This window comes from Rhizobium mesoamericanum STM3625 (genome assembly GCF_000312665.1).
Lineage (GTDB): Bacteria > Pseudomonadota > Alphaproteobacteria > Rhizobiales > Rhizobiaceae > Rhizobium > Rhizobium mesoamericanum.
Map to the genome: position 1 here is coordinate 878,925 of NZ_HF536773.1, position 16,713 is coordinate 895,637.

General features: G+C 60.3%; 14 protein-coding genes. 8 read left to right on the forward strand and 6 right to left on the reverse strand.

What is annotated here, in order from left to right; translation table 11 throughout:
- Positions 1-198 precede the first annotated feature (198 nt).
- From BN77_RS24330 to BN77_RS24350, 5 genes are read left to right on the forward strand one after another with little or no spacing between them, the layout of a single operon-like run.
- Complete coding sequence (locus BN77_RS24330) at positions 199-957, forward strand: IclR family transcriptional regulator (protein WP_007537094.1); 759 nt, start codon at positions 199-201, stop codon at positions 955-957.
- Positions 938-2,026 (forward strand): Gfo/Idh/MocA family protein, encoded by a 1,089-nt coding sequence (locus BN77_RS24335; protein WP_007537095.1) that lies wholly within the window; start codon positions 938-940, stop codon positions 2,024-2,026. Before BN77_RS24330 ends, BN77_RS24335 begins: the two co-directional genes overlap by 20 nt.
- Positions 2,023-3,915 carry a thiamine pyrophosphate-dependent enzyme gene (locus tag BN77_RS24340; protein ID WP_007537097.1) on the forward strand — a complete coding sequence of 631 codons (1,893 nt, stop codon included), beginning with the start codon at positions 2,023-2,025 and terminating at the stop codon, positions 3,913-3,915. The genes BN77_RS24335 and BN77_RS24340 overlap by 4 nt, the downstream gene beginning before the upstream one ends.
- Positions 3,916-3,925: 10 nt before the next feature.
- Positions 3,926-5,374: an NAD-dependent succinate-semialdehyde dehydrogenase gene (locus tag BN77_RS24345; protein WP_007537099.1), complete on the forward strand. Its 1,449-nt coding sequence runs from the start codon at positions 3,926-3,928 to the stop codon at positions 5,372-5,374.
- A 1-nt stretch (position 5,375) separates the two neighbouring features.
- Complete coding sequence (locus BN77_RS24350; RefSeq protein ID WP_007537101.1) at positions 5,376-7,133, forward strand: dihydroxy-acid dehydratase; 1,758 nt, start codon at positions 5,376-5,378, stop codon at positions 7,131-7,133.
- Positions 7,134-7,436: 303 nt separating this feature from the next.
- On the opposite strand, the gene BN77_RS34445 is transcribed toward BN77_RS24350, so the two are convergent.
- The gene (locus tag BN77_RS34445; protein WP_208856477.1) at positions 7,437-7,607 is read right to left on the reverse strand and encodes a hypothetical protein; all 171 of its coding nucleotides are present in this window, start codon (positions 7,605-7,607) and stop codon (positions 7,437-7,439) included.
- A gap of 66 nt (positions 7,608-7,673) precedes the next feature.
- Here BN77_RS34445 and BN77_RS24355 point away from each other — a divergent pair, with 66 nt between their 5' ends.
- Positions 7,674-8,135 (forward strand): hypothetical protein, encoded by a 462-nt coding sequence (locus BN77_RS24355; protein ID WP_007537103.1) that lies wholly within the window; start codon positions 7,674-7,676, stop codon positions 8,133-8,135.
- Positions 8,136-8,308: 173 nt separating this feature from the next.
- On the opposite strand, the gene BN77_RS24360 is transcribed toward BN77_RS24355, so the two are convergent.
- Complete coding sequence (locus BN77_RS24360) at positions 8,309-9,115, reverse strand: transporter substrate-binding domain-containing protein (RefSeq protein ID WP_007537105.1); 807 nt, start codon at positions 9,113-9,115, stop codon at positions 8,309-8,311.
- A 105-nt stretch (positions 9,116-9,220) separates the two neighbouring features.
- On the opposite strand from BN77_RS24360, the gene BN77_RS24365 reads away from it, so the two are divergent.
- Positions 9,221-11,611, forward strand: coding sequence for a putative bifunctional diguanylate cyclase/phosphodiesterase (locus BN77_RS24365; RefSeq protein ID WP_081593599.1), 2,391 nt, complete (start codon positions 9,221-9,223; stop codon positions 11,609-11,611).
- Positions 11,612-11,679: 68 nt separating this feature from the next.
- Here the strand turns inward: BN77_RS24365 and BN77_RS24370 are convergent, their stop codons facing one another.
- From BN77_RS24370 to BN77_RS24380, 3 genes are all read right to left on the reverse strand, one after another.
- Positions 11,680-11,910 carry a hypothetical protein gene (locus BN77_RS24370; protein ID WP_040678410.1) on the reverse strand — a complete coding sequence of 77 codons (231 nt, stop codon included), beginning with the start codon at positions 11,908-11,910 and terminating at the stop codon, positions 11,680-11,682.
- Between the two features lie 185 nt (positions 11,911-12,095).
- Entirely contained in the window at positions 12,096-13,019 is a 924-nt protein-coding gene (locus BN77_RS24375) for a glycoside hydrolase family 16 protein (RefSeq protein ID WP_007537108.1), read from the reverse strand.
- 27 nt (positions 13,020-13,046) lie between these two features.
- Positions 13,047-14,195, reverse strand: coding sequence for a glycosyltransferase (locus BN77_RS24380; RefSeq protein WP_040678412.1), 1,149 nt, complete (start codon positions 14,193-14,195; stop codon positions 13,047-13,049).
- A gap of 334 nt (positions 14,196-14,529) precedes the next feature.
- Here BN77_RS24380 and BN77_RS24385 point away from each other — a divergent pair, with 334 nt between their 5' ends.
- Positions 14,530-15,552, forward strand: a complete 1,023-nt coding sequence (locus BN77_RS24385) for a glycosyltransferase family 2 protein (RefSeq protein ID WP_007537113.1) — start codon at positions 14,530-14,532, stop codon at positions 15,550-15,552.
- A 15-nt stretch (positions 15,553-15,567) separates the two neighbouring features.
- Here the strand turns inward: BN77_RS24385 and BN77_RS24390 are convergent, their stop codons facing one another.
- On the reverse strand, positions 15,568-16,647 hold the full coding sequence (locus BN77_RS24390) for a glycosyltransferase family 4 protein (RefSeq protein ID WP_040678740.1): 1,080 nt from the start codon (positions 16,645-16,647) through the stop codon (positions 15,568-15,570).
- Positions 16,648-16,713: the final 66 nt, after the last annotated feature.

Consider the following 16,713-nt stretch of genomic DNA (forward strand, 5'->3'; position numbering starts at 1 on the left):
TACGATAATTAAACTTTAGTGATCGCAATGAGAGCATTTCGCAAAAATGTTGGAAATGTCAACACAAAAGTATTGCAATTTTCAACAAACACCGAAATATATGCATAATGCCGGTTGCATGGGAAGTTTGTTTCAATATGCTGTACTTTCGTTTAACATAGTGAAACTCTTGCCTGCAGACCGAAGGAGTCTCAGCCGATGCGCCTATTGCAATCCCTGACACGCGGGCTGGAAGCCCTGGACTATCTGGCGTCGCGTCCCGAGGCGGCCCGCCTGACTGATGTGGCCGACGCGCTCGGTATCGACAAGTCTAACGCGGCGCATCTGATGAAGACCCTCGTGGCCTCGGGCTATGCCCTGCAGGATGACAGGCGCCGGTATCTCGCAACCTCGAAAGTCGCGCCCAAGGCGAAGAGCAGCCATTCGCTTTCGGAAATCATCGCCGTCAAGGAAGCCTGGCGCCCCGCGCTCGAGCAGCTTGTCACTGAGACGCTCGAATGCGCCCATATGGCCGTGCTGGTCGACCAGCGCGTCTGGTACATCGACAAGGTCGATTCCTCGCTGCCACTGAAGGTCGATCATCCGGTCGGGGCTCTCTCGCCGCTCCATTGCACTGCGCTCGGCAAGGCGTTTCTCGCCTTCGGCGGAGCGGTTTCCGAAGGCCCGCTTGCTTCCTATACGCCGCGAACGCTTACGACGCGTCGCGCGCTGGAAGAGGAGATCACCAGAACGCGGGCGCGCGGATATGCCGTCGATGACGAAGAGTTCGCCTTTGGCATCCGCTGCGTCGCGCGCCCTGTCTACGACGAGGACGGCCGGATGATCGCCGCGATCGGCGTTTCAGGCCCGAGCGTCCGCGTCTCCGACCAGCGCCTCGCCGAACTCGGCAAGATCGTTTCTTCCGTTACAATTGCCATGCCACAGAAAGGGCCTATGAATGAGCAGCAGTCCGATTAGGGTCGCCATAATCGGCACCGGACGCATCTCCGACCTCCATGCGATCGAGTACCTGAACAATCCCGCAGCTAAGATCGTCGCGCTTTGTGACCGCGACCCAGAACTTGCGCAAACCAAGGCCGGCGCCTGGGGGCTTGCGGACGTCGCCATCGAGACCGATCTGGACGCGGTGCTTGCCCGTCCGGACGTGGACCTGGTCGAGATCCTGCTTCCGCACCACCTGCATCTGGCGGCGGCGCAAAAGGCGATGAAGGCCGGCAAGATCATCTCGCTGCAGAAGCCAATGTGCGTTTCGCTCGAAGAGGCCGACAAGCTGGTAAAGGCCGCAGAAGCCTATGATCGCCCGGTCAAGATCTTCGAAAACTTCATCTTCTATCCGCCAGTCCTCAAGGCGAAGGCACTGATTGCGGAAGGCGCGATCGGAACTCCGCTTTCCATCCGCATCAAGTCCAACCCGGCCAAGAGCGCTACCGCCTGGGAAGTGCCGGCCGCGGCCAATGCCTGGCGCCAGAAGGCGGATCAGTCCGGTGGCGGCCCGCTCGTTTTCGACGACGGTCACCACAAGTTCGCGCTCGCCTGGCACTTCATGGGCGATCCCGACGAGGTCCATGCCTTCATCGGCGACACGGAAGGTCCGGGCGGCATCCGCTTCGACGCGCAATCGCAGATTTCCTTCCGCTTTCCCGGAAACCGTATTGGTAACCTCGAGATCGTCTATTCGCCGGACATGGAGCTTGCCACGCGCCACTATGCTCAAGACGACCGCGTCGAGATTACCGGCACGGGCGGCGTAATCTGGATCAACGGCGGCCACGGGCGTCTCGCTGACAGCGCCCCGGTCGTGCTCTACAGCGACGGCAAGATCACCGAGTTCCGCGACATTGCCACCGGCTGGGAACAGAGCTTCGTTCTCTCCACGCGCCACTATATCGATGCCCTGCAGACGGGCAGCGCGCCGATACTGACGCCGCGCGAAGCCCGCCAGGTGCTCCGCTTCGCGCTCGGCGCCGAGGAATCGGCGCGCATCGGCAAGACCGTCGACCTCCGCTCGCAGAGGAATTCGGCATGAGTGTATCGACCTTTCCCCAAGGCCCGGAAGCGACGGCCTCGGACCGGGCGAAATGGCTGAAGTCGGCGGGCGGCCTGAATGTCGCCGTCGACGCCGGAAGGCTCGACCAGCCGGTCACGATGCCGCTTGCCGAAGCGCTGCTGCTTGGCCTCATGCGCCAAGGCGTCACGAAATATCTGGCGATCTTCGGCCATGGGAGCACCGCCATCGCCGACGTGCTCGAAGCCTATGAGGCCGAAGGGCTCGTCCGCTGCTGGCAGTTCCGCAACGAAATCGAGATGGCGCATGCGGGCACGGCGCTGTCCTGGGTCTACGGAGAGGTCGCGGCCGTCGTCACATCAATCGGTCCAGGTGCGTTACAGGCGATGGCCGCTTCGCTCGCGGCCGCCTCCAACGGCGTCGGCGTCTATCATCTCTACGGCGACGAGACGACCCATGGCGAAGGCTATAACATGCAGCAGGTGCCGAAGCCTGGGCAAGGAGTGTTTTCCCAGGTCACGTCGCTGATGGGAGCCTCTTATACGCTCTACAGCCCCGGCGCCCTGAGGGACGGGCTGCGCAAGGGCGCGGCCGCCGTCTTCCACCCGTGGAAGGCCGGTCCATTCTTCATGAACCTGCCGCTGAACACGCAGCCAGCGCCCGTGACGCTGCGACTGGACGCCCTGCCTGTCCGGCCGCATTTCGCGCCGCTCGCGCCGGCAGGCAACGACATTATCGAGGATGCCGCCCGCCAGATCGCGGTTGCGGGCAAGGTGGCGATCAAGCTCGGCGGCGGCAGCCGTGGTGCTTCGGAAGCCGTCCGGGCGCTGACAGAGGCGGCCGGCGCGCTGGTGGTGACGAGCCCCGGCGCCGGCGGCGTACTGCCGGCCGAGCATCCGCAGAACATGCAGGTCGGCGGCTCGAAGGGCTCGATCAGCGGCAACTGGACGATGAAGGAGGCCGAACTGCTCGTCGTGATCGGCAGCCGTGCCGTCTGCCAGGCGGATTGCTCCGGCATCGGCTGGCCGAAGGTCAAGGCGGTCATCAACATCAATGCCGATCCGCTTGACGTCCAGCACTACAACAGGACGACAGCGCTGCCGGGCGACGCGTCCGCCGTTGCGCACCGGCTGGCAAACGCACTCAAGGCACAGGCCCTCTCCCCGTTCAAGGCGGAATGGCTTGCCGCTGGCGCCGCCCGCCGTACGGAATGGTCCACCTTCATCGAGCGACAGGTCGCAGCCCCAGCGATCCACGATACGGTTTGGGATAAGCCCGTCCTCACCCAGCCCCGCGCCATCCGCGCCGCCGCCGATTTCTGCTGCAGGCACGGCGCGGTGAAATTCTTCGATGCCGGCGACGTACAGGCGAACGGCTTCCAGATTGTCAAGGACCATGCGCCCGGTGACACCTTCACCGAGACCGGTGCGTCCTACATGGGCTTCGCCGTCTCCGCGCTTTTGTCGTCGGCGCTTGCGGAAAACGGCCGCTATGGTATCGCCTTTACCGGCGACGGCTCCTTTATGATGAACCCGCAAGTGCTGATCGACGGCGTGGAGCATGGCGTGCACGGTACCATCCTGCTCTTCGACAATCGCCGCATGGCCGCGATCAGCCATCTGCAGCTTGCCCAATACGGCCGCGATTTCCGCACCAATGACAGCGTCGCCGTCGACTATGTGCAGATGGCGGGCGCCGTGAACGGCGTGAAAGCGCTCCATGGCGGCACGGACGAGCAGAGTCTCGTCGCCGCCCTTGAAGAGGCCCGGAATTGGAAGGGCCTGAGCCTCATCCATGTTCCCATCTATTTCGGCGATCATCCGGCGGTCGGTCTCGGCGCCTACGGCCAATGGAATGTCGGCAATTGGGTGGAATCCGTCGAGCGTCAATACACCGAAACATTGATCTGAGAGCGATAGCATGTACGAAAACTACGGCCTTCTGATCCGCAACGAATGGCGACCCGCCGCCGATGGCGGCGTCATCGACGTGTTCAGCCCCGCGACTGAGGAGCGCCTTGGAACCGTCCCCGCCTCCACGGAAGGCGACGAGGCGCAAGCGGTTGACGCCGCCTCCGAGGCCTTTGCCAGCTGGAGGGCGGTCGCCGCCTGGGACCGCGCCGCGATCCTGCGTCGCGCGGCCGACATCATGCGCGAGCGCGTCGCCCACATCGGCCGGGTCATGAGCACCGAGACCGGAAAGCCTACCGCCGAGGCCGTAGCCGAAGTTCGTGCCAGCGCTGACCAGTTCGAATGGTACGGCGAAGAAGCCAAGCGCGTCTACGGCCACACCATCCCCGGCCGCAACGCCGATGAGCGGTTGACCGTCGTCTATCAGCCGGTCGGCCCCTGCCTTGCCCTGACCGCCTGGAACTTCCCGATGCTCCTGCCGGCGCGCAAGATCGCCGCAGCACTTGCGGCCGGCTGCACGGTGGTACTGCGCCCCGCGTCCGAAGCGCCGGGGTCGGCCATGGAAATTGGCCGCGCCTTGATCGACGCCGGCCTGCCGGCGGGATGCCTTTCGATCCTCACGGGCAATGCCATGCCGATGGTATCCCGGCTGATCGCCTCGCCGGTAATCCGCAAGGTCTCGCTCACTGGCTCCGTGCCGGTCGGCCGCGAGATCCTGCGCAATGCGGCGGAAGGCATCAAGAAGGTCACGATGGAACTCGGCGGCCATGCGCCGGTCATCATCCATTCCGATTTCGATCCGGTCGCGGCGGCGGGAAAACTCGCGGCGACCAAATTCCGCAATTGCGGTCAGGTTTGCATCTCGCCATCGCGGTTCTACGTTCATCGCTCTATCGCGGCTGCCTTCGAGGAAACCTTCGCAGCCTATGCTGAAAAGCTGGTGGTCGGCAACGGCACGGACGCCGGCATCAACATGGGCCCGATGATCCGCGCCCGCTCGCTGCACTCTGCGGAAGCGCTCGTCGCCGACGCGCTGGAAAAGGGTGCCCGCCTGCTTGCGGGCGGCAAGCGTCCCGCGCATCTGAAGAAGGGCCATTTCCTAGAACCGACGGTGTTCGCCGATGTGCCGGACAATGCCCGCATCATGTTGGAAGAACCCTTCGCACCGATCGCGCCGATTGCTGCCTTCGACAGTTTCGACGAGGTCATCGCGCGGGCCAACGCCACCGAATTCGGCCTCGCGGCCTACGTCTTCACGCGTGATTCGGCGCTTGCGGCAGAAACCTCGGAAGCGCTGGAGGCCGGCATGGTCGGCATCAATGAAACGCTGCTGGCCACCGCCGAAGCCCCCTTCGGCGGCACGCGCCAGAGCGGCTACGGCCGCGAGGGCGGCAGCCTCGGCATCCTTGACTATCTCAACCCCAAATATATTCGCCACAAGCTGGTGAGTGGACACTGACATGACTGACAAGAAGAAGCCGTCCGGACTCGATAACGGACTAACCAATTACGGCGACCTCGAGTTTGCCCGCTATCTGCGCCGCTCGTTTGCCCGCTCCATGGGTTATACCGGCGTTTCGCTCGACAAGCCGATCGTCGGTATCTGCACCACCGAAAGCGGATTCAACAACTGCCACCGCCACTTCCCGGAAATGATCGAGGCGGTTAAGCGTGGTGTTCTCGCCGCCGGTGCGCTCCCCATCACCTTCCCGGTCATTTCGCTGGGCGAGGTATTCCTGTCGCCTACCTCTCTGGTCTACCGCAACCTGATGGCAATGACGGCGGAGGAGATGATCCGCGCTCAGCCGATGGATTCCGTCGTGCTGATGGGTGGCTGCGACAAGACCGTCCCGGCCCTCCTGATGGGCGCGCTTTCCGCCAACCGCCCGGCTGCGATGGTCGTCGGTGGGCCGATGATGACCGGCCGGCACAAAGGCGAGCGTCTCGGCGCCTGCACCGATTGCCGACGTTTCTGGGGCAAGCACCGCGCCGGCGAAGTGGATTCAGAAGAAATCTCCCTGATCGAAGGTCGTCTTGCGGTCACCTCCGGCACCTGCGCCGTCATGGGCACGGCGAGCACCATGGCGCTGATCGCCGAGACACTCGGCATGATGCTGCCCAATACATCCGCCATCCCCGCCGTCCACGCCGACCGCCTGCGCTCGGCGGAAGAAACCGGGACGCTTGCCGCGAAGATGGCGATCGAAGGCGGCCCGCTGCCGTCGAGCCTTATTACCCGCGAATCCGTCGAAAACGCGCTCCGCGTCCTGCTCGCCGTTTCCGGTTCCACCAATGCGATCGTCCATCTCGCCGCCATCGCCGGCCGCGCCGGCATCGACATCGACCTCGAGGCCTTCAACCGACTTTCGGACGACACGCCCGTTATCGTCGACTTGAAGCCGGTCGGCACCGGCTACATGGAGGATTTCCACGCCGCCGGCGGGCTGGAAGCCGTTCTTCGCGAAATGCCCGACAAGCTCCATCTCGGCTGCCGCGACATCACCGGCCAGACGCTTGCCGAGCGACTGGCAAAGTCGCTCATCGACCCGGTCGATCGCGCCGTGGTCCGCTCCGCCGAAAACCCCGTCGATCCGCTTGGCGGCCTGATTGCGCTCAGCGGTACGCTTGCTCCGGACGGCGCGATCCTGAAGCGTGCGGCGGCAACGCCTGCCCTTATGGAACATGAAGGCCGCGCCGTGGTCTTCTCCTCGCTGGAGGATCTCGCCGCGCGCATCGACGATCCCGATCTCGACGTGCAGGCGGACGACGTGCTCGTTCTGCAGAACGCCGGCCCGAGGAGCAAATCCGGCATGCCGGAAGCCGGCTATCTTCCCATCCCGAAGAAACTGGCGGCCAAGGGCGTCAAGGACATGGTGCGCATTTCCGATGCGCGCATGTCAGGTACGGCCTTCGGAACCATCGTGCTCCACGTCACCCCCGAAGCGGACGTCGGCGGGCCGCTAGCGTTGGTCCAGAACGGCGATCGCATCCGCATTTCGGCATCGGAGAAGCGCATAGACCTCCTCGTCGGAGAAAACGAACTGGCCCGGCGCCGCGCCGCCTTCGTGGTACCTACGGCCGAGCCGCCGCGCGGATACGCCCAGCTCTACCGCCGCCATGTCCTGCCGGCGACGCTCGGCTGCGACTTCGATTTCCTGCGGGCATCACCGCGGCAAGATAAAGATCGGCAGGACACCTTGGGGATATCGACGCAGTGAGCGATACGCCGCGATGCGGAACACGGAGAGCGGTCGTCACCGCCTCTACCGCTGTGTTCGCGGCCGCCAGACGCCCGGAACGCTTGCGGGAGCAAGCTGAGAACGCTGCCCGTGTATCGTTTTCTCACCGGCAACTGTGTCGCGATCAGCAGCGGACTGCCTTGCGACGCGACCGATAAAGGCGTGATGATTGGTATCGACAGGACTCCCGGGCACCCAAGCGGGCGAGCGGTGCAAGGAATCTGAGGCGCTAGGAATGCGCAGCTTGTGTGCACCGCGAATATTCTCATTCTCGCCGAGTCCTCACAGGAGAACGCGGGTGGCCGTCTTTCCCGCGCGCCACTTCGTTGAGTTGAAGGTGGCGAGTGCATTGAAGACCGGTCCGCGCGTTCTGAGGATCGCACCCGCCCGGTCGAGCGCCGTTTCCAGCCTGGCCTGAACGCGCGCCGCCAGCTCGGGTTCACGACCAAACACTTCGCCCGGGTCACAATGCGGCCGGTAAAGTAGCGGATACTCTGCCCCAAACCGGAGGTCCGTTCCATGTCGAAGGCCATCCGCGTGGCCCACGCCAGATCGCTGTCGTCACTGCCTCCGGAGCCAGCCGAGACGCGCTTGAGCATCAGTTGCTCGGCGGCCCGCCCGGCCATCAGCATTGTCAGCATATTTTCATACCAGCAACGCGTCGAGTTGGTCATCAACTCGGCCTTCTATTACATGCGCGAGCAGGCCGACACGGAAACGAAGCAGCCTTTCATCAACATCGTGCGCCAGTTCATACAGAAGGTGGTGATCGGCAAGACACCTGGACATCAGCCGGCGTCGCTCGAGGTGCATGGCCAGATCGCCTCGATCCTCGCGGCGATGGAAGCGGTGACTATCCTGGAGAAGCAGTTCGAGGCCCTGACGCGCCACGATTATCTGGAGAAGCTGTGGGCCGGAGAACCTGACACGGAGCAGAAACAAAAAAGCTCCTCGACGCATACGCGGAGGAGCTTTTTGTGAAGCGACTTGAATGGCAAAACATTCAATTTTCGTTGGCTGCGGGGGCAGGATTTGAACCTGCGGCCTTCAGGTTATGAGAGGCTGGGAAGAGACAGCGATCGGGATGTGCGCGTACGACCGTCAGCTGGAAACCCGCCCGTCCGCTCCGTCACCCGAAAATCCCCTCGCCCAAGCTACTGGATGCTGAACGGGAAATATTTCGCGTTGATCAAGTCGTAAGTCCCATCCGCCTTGATCTGCTGCAAGGCAGCATTCAGCCGGGCAAGACGGTCCTTGTCGTCCAGGCGCAGAGCAATTCCAGCACCTTCCCCGAAGTAAGTGACGTCGGCCAGATCCGGCCCCTTGAACTCGCAGCAGCCTCCCGCCTTGGTGTTGGCAATCCAGTCGTAGATGGCGAGTTTGTCCTCCAGAATAATATCGACGCTTCCATCCGCCAGACCTTTGTATAATTCCGGCGAGGACCGAAAAACGGTCTTTTTCGTCTTCGGGTACAGGTGGTTGGCATAGGATTCCTGTGCCGTCGACGATGTCACTCCGAGATTTTTGTCGCCCAAGGCGGCGGGGCTGACATCGCTGATTGGCGAATCTTTTCGAGCGATGAATATCGTTGGGCTGCTGTAGTACTTTTCCGTGAAGGCAACCTTCTGACGCCGCTCAAGGCTCATCGACATGGATGAGATGATCGCATCGTATTTTCCGCCGACAAGGTCGGGGATCATGTCGTCCCACTTCTCGATAATGAATTGGCATTCGAACTTGCCGACCTCACAAAGCGCATTGGCGATATCGATATCGAAGCCTTGAAGCTTGTTGTTTGCATCGAGGTAATTGAAGGGCGGAAATGCGCCTTCGACGGCAATTCTCATCGGCGTCAGGTCTTGCGCGGCCACCTGGCGCTGCGCCGCGGCCGAGACGATAAGCAATCCGGCAGCCACCAGAGCTCCGCGCACTATTGTCTTCATGGAAAGGCGCAATTTCATCGCGAAACTCCTTGGGGCGTAGTCGATCTCGCCCGATGGTGCGCCTTAGCCTTTAATTCTGCGTGAACGCTTCTTTGCTATCGTCGATGCAAGCGCCCGATTGTAGTGGTGTTCAGGGGTCCATACTTGCACATCGTTCCTCCTTCCAGCTCCAATACATTTCAGCAATCCTGGATAACTTCAGGAAGAATTCTCTTCCTTATCGCCGTCAGCGGCCTTGGCGCGATCGGACTTGTCGTGCTCTCGGCGCTGTGGGCAGGAGCCGAAAGCGACTCTGCGGCTCTTGATCGACAGCGACAGCTCGTGAACGCGCGCCTTTTAGAACAGGTCGACCAGGTCGCTCATGTCATTGGCCAGTTCGGCAGCGGCTACCTCACACGCGTTTATCCCGCCGCCCGGTCATCCGGACGCTCTTCCAGCCTCGATGCGCTCCTGACTGCGGCCGCCGCAAGCGGCATCAGCCACACGGCCATGTCTGCCTTCGGCTACGACCAGGCCTTTGTCGTGGATGAGAACGCTCGGTTGCTGATGCTCGCAGACGCCAAGACGGAAAAGCGGTATCGCTGGATGAAGCCTCTTTTCCTGCCTCTCCTTCAAGATGCCAAACTTGCGGTAAACCAGGACACGGCTTCCACTGACCCAACGCCCTCCGCAATAGCAGGCCATCTTTCGAGCACGGCGCGGCCCAACCGCGCTTTCGCCAATCTGATGCGGTTGGAAGGTCGGCCGACGATCGTGGGCGTCGTCGCCATCAACGAAGCCCCTGAGGGACAGCCGCAGACGATGCGGCAATTCCTGATCGTCGTGCGGTTTATCGACGGTCCGGCGCTCGATGAACTCAGTCGACAACAGGGCCTTAACGGCGCGCGCTTTGCGCGTACGGCCGATGCAGACGAAAACGAGGTCGCGTTTCAGATCAACGCCACGGCTAATGGCGAACCGATCGGCTTCATCGTGTGGCGGCCTGATCTTCCGGGCTCCAGGGTGATCGGCCGATTGATGCCGGCGCTTTCGATTGCCGCCCTGGTGATCGCGATGCTGTTTTCGGTCCTGCTTGTGCGCCTAAGAAGCAGCCTCGGAGAGTTGAAGAAGAGCGAGCTGCATGCCAGGCAGCTCGCCTTGCATGATGTACTGACGGAGCTTCCCAATCGCGCCCTCTTCGCAATGAGATTCGAAGAGTGCCTAGCCGACCCGCGCAATTCGACCGAGCGCTCGGCGGTCGCGCTTCTCGACCTCGACCGCTTCAAAGCGGTAAATGACACGTTCGGCCATGCTGCCGGCGATGAACTCATCAGGATGGCTACGCAGCGCATCCGCGCCCTTCTTCGCCCAGGGGACACGCTGGCCCGGCTTGGCGGGGATGAATTCGCCGTGCTCCTGCGGGACCTCAAGGAGGATCAGCATTTGCCGGCAATCTGCGAGGCGATCGTGGCGGAACTCGGTAAGCCGTTCCCGCTGCTTGGCGGCGAAGCTGTCGCACGGATCGGCGCCTCGATCGGGGTCACCGTCGTGCCGGACACCGGGCGGAATGCCGATGACATCATGCGCTATGCCGACGTCGCGCTATATGAGGCGAAGATGGGCGGCAGGGGTCAGTGGCGCGTCTATTCACCCTCCATGGATGGCGGCAGGAATGCGCGCGACATTCTCAAGCACGAGCTGCGCGAAGTCTTGGCAAGAGGCGCAGCCTCGCCCGCCGGCGCTTCGCAATCCGATCCGCCTGCGAACAGGCCGGACTTCGGATCGCTCGAAGTCTATTACCAGACGGTCCATCGCGCCAAGCCAGGGTATTCGGTATCGGGCGCTGAGGCCCTCGTGCGTTGGCGTCACAGCCATCGTGGCCTTCTGACGCCTGCGAGCTTCATTCCAGCGGCCGAGGAAGGCGGCCTCATCGACGCTCTCGGTTTCTGGGTTCTGCGCGAAGCGTGCCGAGCGGCTTGCGGATGGCCGGAAGACACCTTCGTTGCGGTCAACGTCTCTCCCGCCCAGTTGAGGAGACCGAATTTTGCCGAGGAAGTCATCACCGTTCTTCAAGAGAGCGGCTTGCCGCCGTCCCGGCTTGAGCTCGAGCTTACCGAGTCCTCGCTCATCGAGGATAACCTGGACGTTTATACGGTGCTGAAATCCTTGCGCAGCCAGGGTGTCCAGATTTCGCTCGATGACTTCGGAACCGGCTTTTCATGCCTTAGCCATCTGGTGCGCTTTGACATCGACCGCATCAAGATCGATCGATCGTTTGTCTCACAGCTCGGCACAAAAGCCAACGGCGCGGCCATCATTGGTGCCATCGTCGCGCTTAGCCGCAACCTCGGCATCTCGACGACGGCCGAAGGGATTGAAACCGAATATCAAAGGGATTTTCTGGCAGCCCTCGGCTGCACCGACCTTCAGGGCTACCTGTTCTCCAAACCGGTTCCTCTTGGCGAACTCGATTGCTTCCAGAAAGCGAAGAACGGCGACGAATTGTTCCCGATCGTTCCAAGTGCCAATGCCTGAGAAGTTTTTGATCTTCTCAGGTCGACAGACCGCGAAACCCGGGTATCGAAGAGCACAGTTACTGGTTTTCAGCGCCTTGAGGTCTGGCCACGGGCCGCACAAGCCAGCGCAAGCCGCTGGTATTGGGCCTTAACGTCCTCGTCGGTGGCAAGGCGGTATGATGCGCGCTTAACTTCGACGAGCACGCTCCTCGCACTGGAGATCTCAACGGATGAAGAGGTCGCTGAGCTCAGGATCGAAGCAGCAAATAGCGCCATTTCATCAACACTCTTGGAACAGTCCAGATTTTCGGTATCCACCAGTTTTCTCCTTCATGATCTAGAGGGATTGAACTTTCAGGTCTTCAGGGGCTGCGCCCGACTACTCTTTCGGTCATTGCCGCACGCTTGCGCAGGACCTTCCGGGGAGCGGAAATTCTCTTGAGGAACACCGCTGAGAAATGCGTTCGATTTCATCGCGTGCGCGGCAAACCTCCTGTCGTCCATCACGCATAAACCCTGAAGTAATCGACACGCATGCGAGTGAACATGTCCGCTTCCTTAAGAGGCTGCGGGAATGGAACATCTGTTCTCAGCGCAAGCGTCAAAAGAGGCCAAAACACATCGAGTTCTTCGTCCATTCGTGCGGAGCGCGTGATCGGCCAGTCAGCCAGCATTCCCGTCGTCCTGTCGCGGACTGGAACGCGGTTGAAATATGGAACGCATCGCTTGTCGTCGACGAGCATGCCATAGCGGCAATAGGATACGGTCATGTCGACCGGTGTTTCGACGCCTGCGCCATGCCCGCTCTCGTCCTGCCCGCCCCACTCGTGAAGATAGGTCCCGTAGACGGTCGGTTCCCATCCCTTGTGTTCGACAACATCGAGTTCGATGCTGGTCTTGGGCTCCAGGATGCTTCGAGCGTTCAGCATCCAGAATGCCGGCCAGGTCAAAGGGTGGCGCGGAAAGAGCATGCGCGCCTCGAAATAACCCTTGCGCCATCCCTTAAGGACGACCCCATCTGGTCTCGCAGTCTGGAGGTTTCCTGAAATCCATTGGAATTCAGGCAAGCTGTTGCCGTAGTAGTTTGGCACGTTCATTGGTCGCCCGATATATTTTGCGGAAATCTCGAGCGCCTTGCCATCTTCTGCCGCTCCATCGTCGACGATGGCATACGGATTGAAGCCCTCGTCGCCATACTTTGAGGCGAATGCCGATCGACCGTAAAAGCCGTTTGCAGCCGTCGTCGCCTTTGGACCAGCATCCCAGACAGACCAATCGATCGAATTGAATCGGTCCTCAAAGACGATCTCCCTGCCTACTGTCGGATCGTCGGCCACCGCTGTTGCAGCCGAGGCACTTTGGCACTGCAAGGCCAGCCATGCAGAAGAGGCCTGAAGGAAGCCGCGCCGAGAGAGAGGAGACGTCATGTAAATTCTCCTTGCCGACGATTGACCTTAGGCAAGCTCCCTGGCGGCAGACCTGAGAGCCTGCGCGTGGATTTCCACCACGCGCTCGGGACTATACCTGTCGATAAAGGTCTTTCGGTAATCAGAGTGCGATCGTTCGAGCGCAAGGTTGTCGCAGTAATAGGCCATCGCCTCGACGAGCGCTGCGCCACCGCTCACTGGCACGAGGCGGCCAAGGCGGTCATCCACGAGGATATCGCTCGGTCCGAATTCGCAGTCCGTCGAAATTACCGGCAATCCGAACCGCAACGCTTCGCAGATTGCAAGCGACCACCCTTCCCACCGCGATGTCGAGACGTAGATATCGCTCGTTGCAAGCGCCGGCTGAGGACTGATCGGGTAATGTTCGATGCTGACGGCTTCATCGAGTGAGAGCCGCGTGATCTCTGCGCGCAGATCAGCCTCGCCGGTGCCATATCCAACGATCCTTAACCTGACGTTTGGTCGGATCTTGATCAGTTCGGAGAATGCCTGAAGCAGAATGTCCTGGCCCTTCTGGAAGGCAAACCGACCGACATTGACGAATGTCACGGTGCCGGTGGCCTCGAGGGAGGAAGGCGTTTCAGAAAGGTCGAAAGAGCGGACGGGATTGGGTACCCACGCTTGCGGAGTTTTGCTGTTGAACATCTCCTTGAACGACTCCAGCTGCCTGGGTGATGTCCCGAAGACATAAGACACGCGTGACAGAAAGTAGACGCGCATCAGCAAGAACAGAATCTTCGCCTTGAGATGACCGGCCTCGCGCTTGGGATTTCCATGCAAATGGAGGGCAAACCGGCGTTTCAGTCCGATGCAAGCAGCCATGCAGATGACCGCAGGCTCGATTTGCGGGACGACGATGAGACCATAATCCTTTGCCTTGATGACGCTTCTGAATATTCGCATCAGTTCCAGGCGCCCATGCGCTACTCGGTCGATGACCTGGTAGCCACGTGCCTGCGTCGGACGATTTTTTTGGACGGAGGTATAAAGCACATCGACCTCGAAATCCTCCGCGAACCTGTCCGCCAGCATGGTGCAGACATTGTCAACGACTCGCTCGATCCCGGCAAACGAACTCGTTCCCGGCTGAATGTAGAGGACCTTGAGGCGACGTCGGGAGTGGTCGCGCAATGGCAGGCCGGCTTGCATTTGCATTCGTCCTCCGAACCAAAGGGCGGCAAAGTTATATCTATGCCGGCTTCGCGGCCGACATTATAGCGTCCAATTAGGGCTATCGCAGGACCTGCGATCAGCATATGCGCACGGACCCATCCCAGCGTCGACAATACCACCTCCGTGATATCCAGGACACTACGGCAAAGGCCGATGTAATTACCTGATCTCACCCCGAAAAATACTTCGGAGCGCGTGTGTCTAAAGGTCTTCGACTGGTTATATTGCACCGGCCGAGCGTGTATTTCTGTAGACGTCTTGCACTGCACTTGTTATGCTGCTCTGCAACATAATCTGTGTGGAGAAGGTTTGCAAGATGTTAAAATCCCAACCGTTTCTCAGCATCATAATAAGCTGCTACAACTACGAAATGTACGTCTCCGAATGTATTAGGAGTGTTCTTTCACAAAACTACGACAACTTCGAAATTATAGTGGTCGATGACGGATCAACCGACAACTCCTGGGACAAGATCCAGGAATTCGGCGATAGAATTAGTGCCGTGCGGACAGAAAATCGCGGGTCATTGAAAACGTGTTTGAACGCCCTGTCGCTAGCAAAGGGCGATTTCATCTATTTTCTTGATGCTGACGATGTGCTGGGTGAAGGGGCGCTCGCCGAGATAGCGCCTTATCTTCGGCCAGACGTTTCCAAAATACAATTCATGCTCCTTCCAATCGACAAGGATGGAACACCCATCGGCAATGCGTTTCCTTCCCTCCAGCCTACCGCTGGTTCTGGACCGCTTATCCAGTCCATTCAAAAAAAGGGGTACTACGACACGCCGCCAACGTCAGGGAACATTTATCGCCGCGACGTCTATGAAGGCCTCGGCGACATGGCTTATGAGCGTGGGATCGACGGGGTCTCGTACCTGCTTGCTCCCTTTGTCGGAACAGTGATCTCGATCGATAAACCGCTTGGCAAATACAGGATTCATAACGCCAATCTGTCGTCCTTTTCCGAGGTTACATCCAAACGAATGAAGGCCCAAGTGGACCGTTTCATGGGTCGCCTCCATCATCTAGCGGAACTCGTTCAATCGCGACCTACGGCGACCGAAAAAGTCGAGGTTCGCAACAATTACGCCTACGTGATGGAGCTCAATACGATGAGCCTTGTCATTGACGGCAAGAGGCCGGGGATCGGCCATATGTCAGCCTACATCGGTGCCGTGGTGCGCGAGAACACCGGCAACAAGCGGATTGCTCTTTGTCTGTTTGGCCTCGCGCTTTTCCTGCTCCCAAATCGCATGGCCCGGCATTTGGCGGCCATTCGCATTGACCCGTCACGGTCTCACCAGATTCGGTCGCGTTTCAAGCAGGCCTTTTGCGTCTAACGTTGCGGCCAGCCATCAGCTGGCCAGCGCAAGCACCTTGGCGCGTGGCATTGCCGAGCAATAGACGTCGAAAGTTTCCCTGGCGACCCGTTCGATGGTCAGACGTTCGATGTGAAACTGGCTTTTCAGTCGCCAATCGGAAATCCGGTCCGGAGCCTCCAGGAGAAACCCAAGCATTTTGGCGAGGGCGGCGGGATCGTGGGGCGGAACCAAAAGCCCAGCCTCGCCATTCTCGAGGAGTTGGGGAATTCCGTCGACAGCAGAACCGATGACCGCGCAGCCTGCCTCGCGTGCCTCCGACAGCACGAGCGGCGCGGGGTCGGCATGGGACGGCAGAACGAAGATGTCTGCGCCCAGCATATAGGGATATGGGTCCGTGGTTGAGCCGACAAAGGTGATTGCAGATGCGCTCTCGAGTGCCGCGGCCCTGGCCTGGTACTCCTCGCGAAACGGACCATCCCCAACAATATAGAGGTTTGCAGTTGGGTAGGACCTGTGCACGGTTTCGAAAGCATCAAAAAGATCGGGCAGGCCCTTGCGAGGATGCAGCCCTCCGACAAACAGAATGCTCGGTGAGCGCAGCGCCTTCGGCTCTTCGCTGCGTCCCTTCGATCGGCTGGTTCCGATCGTGCCATTCAAAACGACCTTCAGTTTCGACTGTGGAACGCCGCGCCGACGCATCGAAGCACCGACGACATCGCTGACGGCGATGACGCGTGTTCCGAGCCCCATCAGCGTCGCGCTTTTTTCAAATTCGTTGTGGACTGTCGTAACAAGCGGGATGCGTCTTAACTTGCAGACCGGAAAAGCGATCACCGCGCTTGTCATCATATGCGCATGAACGACGTCGATATCATATTGCTTGAGACTTCTATTCAGGCTGAAAAGCGCCCTGAGCAGACTCGGAACCTTCCGTTGCTGGTCAATCTGGAGCGTCTTGACGCCGTTTGCTTTGAGCAACGCGTCGAAGTCTCCTCCTTCGCTTGCGATATAGACCTGATGCCCCTGATTGACCTGCTCGCAGGCGAGGTCCACGGCTGCGTGTACATGCCCGTTCAAACGTCGTGTATGATTGAGGATATGCAGAATACGCATCATCGACCTCTCTTCATCTAACACCGATTGTTGCCGCGCGTGCGGCACCTGAACGATAAGCCGTTT

Bases quoted from the DNA above. Each gene is read 5' to 3' on its own strand.
- BN77_RS24330 (WP_007537094.1), top strand. From the start codon at position 199: ATGCGCCTATTGCAATCCCTGACACGCGGGCTGGAAGCCCTGGACTAT.
- BN77_RS24335 (WP_007537095.1), top strand. From the start codon at position 938: ATGAGCAGCAGTCCGATTAGGGTCGCCATAATCGGCACCGGACGCATC.
- BN77_RS24340 (WP_007537097.1), top strand. From the start codon at position 2,023: ATGAGTGTATCGACCTTTCCCCAAGGCCCGGAAGCGACGGCCTCGGAC.
- BN77_RS24345 (WP_007537099.1), top strand. From the start codon at position 3,926: ATGTACGAAAACTACGGCCTTCTGATCCGCAACGAATGGCGACCCGCC.
- BN77_RS24350 (WP_007537101.1), top strand. From the start codon at position 5,376: ATGACTGACAAGAAGAAGCCGTCCGGACTCGATAACGGACTAACCAAT.
- BN77_RS24355 (WP_007537103.1), top strand. From the start codon at position 7,674: ATGTCGAAGGCCATCCGCGTGGCCCACGCCAGATCGCTGTCGTCACTG.
- BN77_RS24360 (WP_007537105.1), bottom strand. From the start codon at position 9,115: ATGAAATTGCGCCTTTCCATGAAGACAATAGTGCGCGGAGCTCTGGTG.
- BN77_RS24375 (WP_007537108.1), bottom strand. From the start codon at position 13,019: ATGACGTCTCCTCTCTCTCGGCGCGGCTTCCTTCAGGCCTCTTCTGCA.
- BN77_RS24380 (WP_040678412.1), bottom strand. From the start codon at position 14,195: ATGCAAATGCAAGCCGGCCTGCCATTGCGCGACCACTCCCGACGTCGC.
- BN77_RS24385 (WP_007537113.1), top strand. From the start codon at position 14,530: ATGTTAAAATCCCAACCGTTTCTCAGCATCATAATAAGCTGCTACAAC.
- BN77_RS24390 (WP_040678740.1), bottom strand. From the start codon at position 16,647: ATGCGTATTCTGCATATCCTCAATCATACACGACGTTTGAACGGGCAT.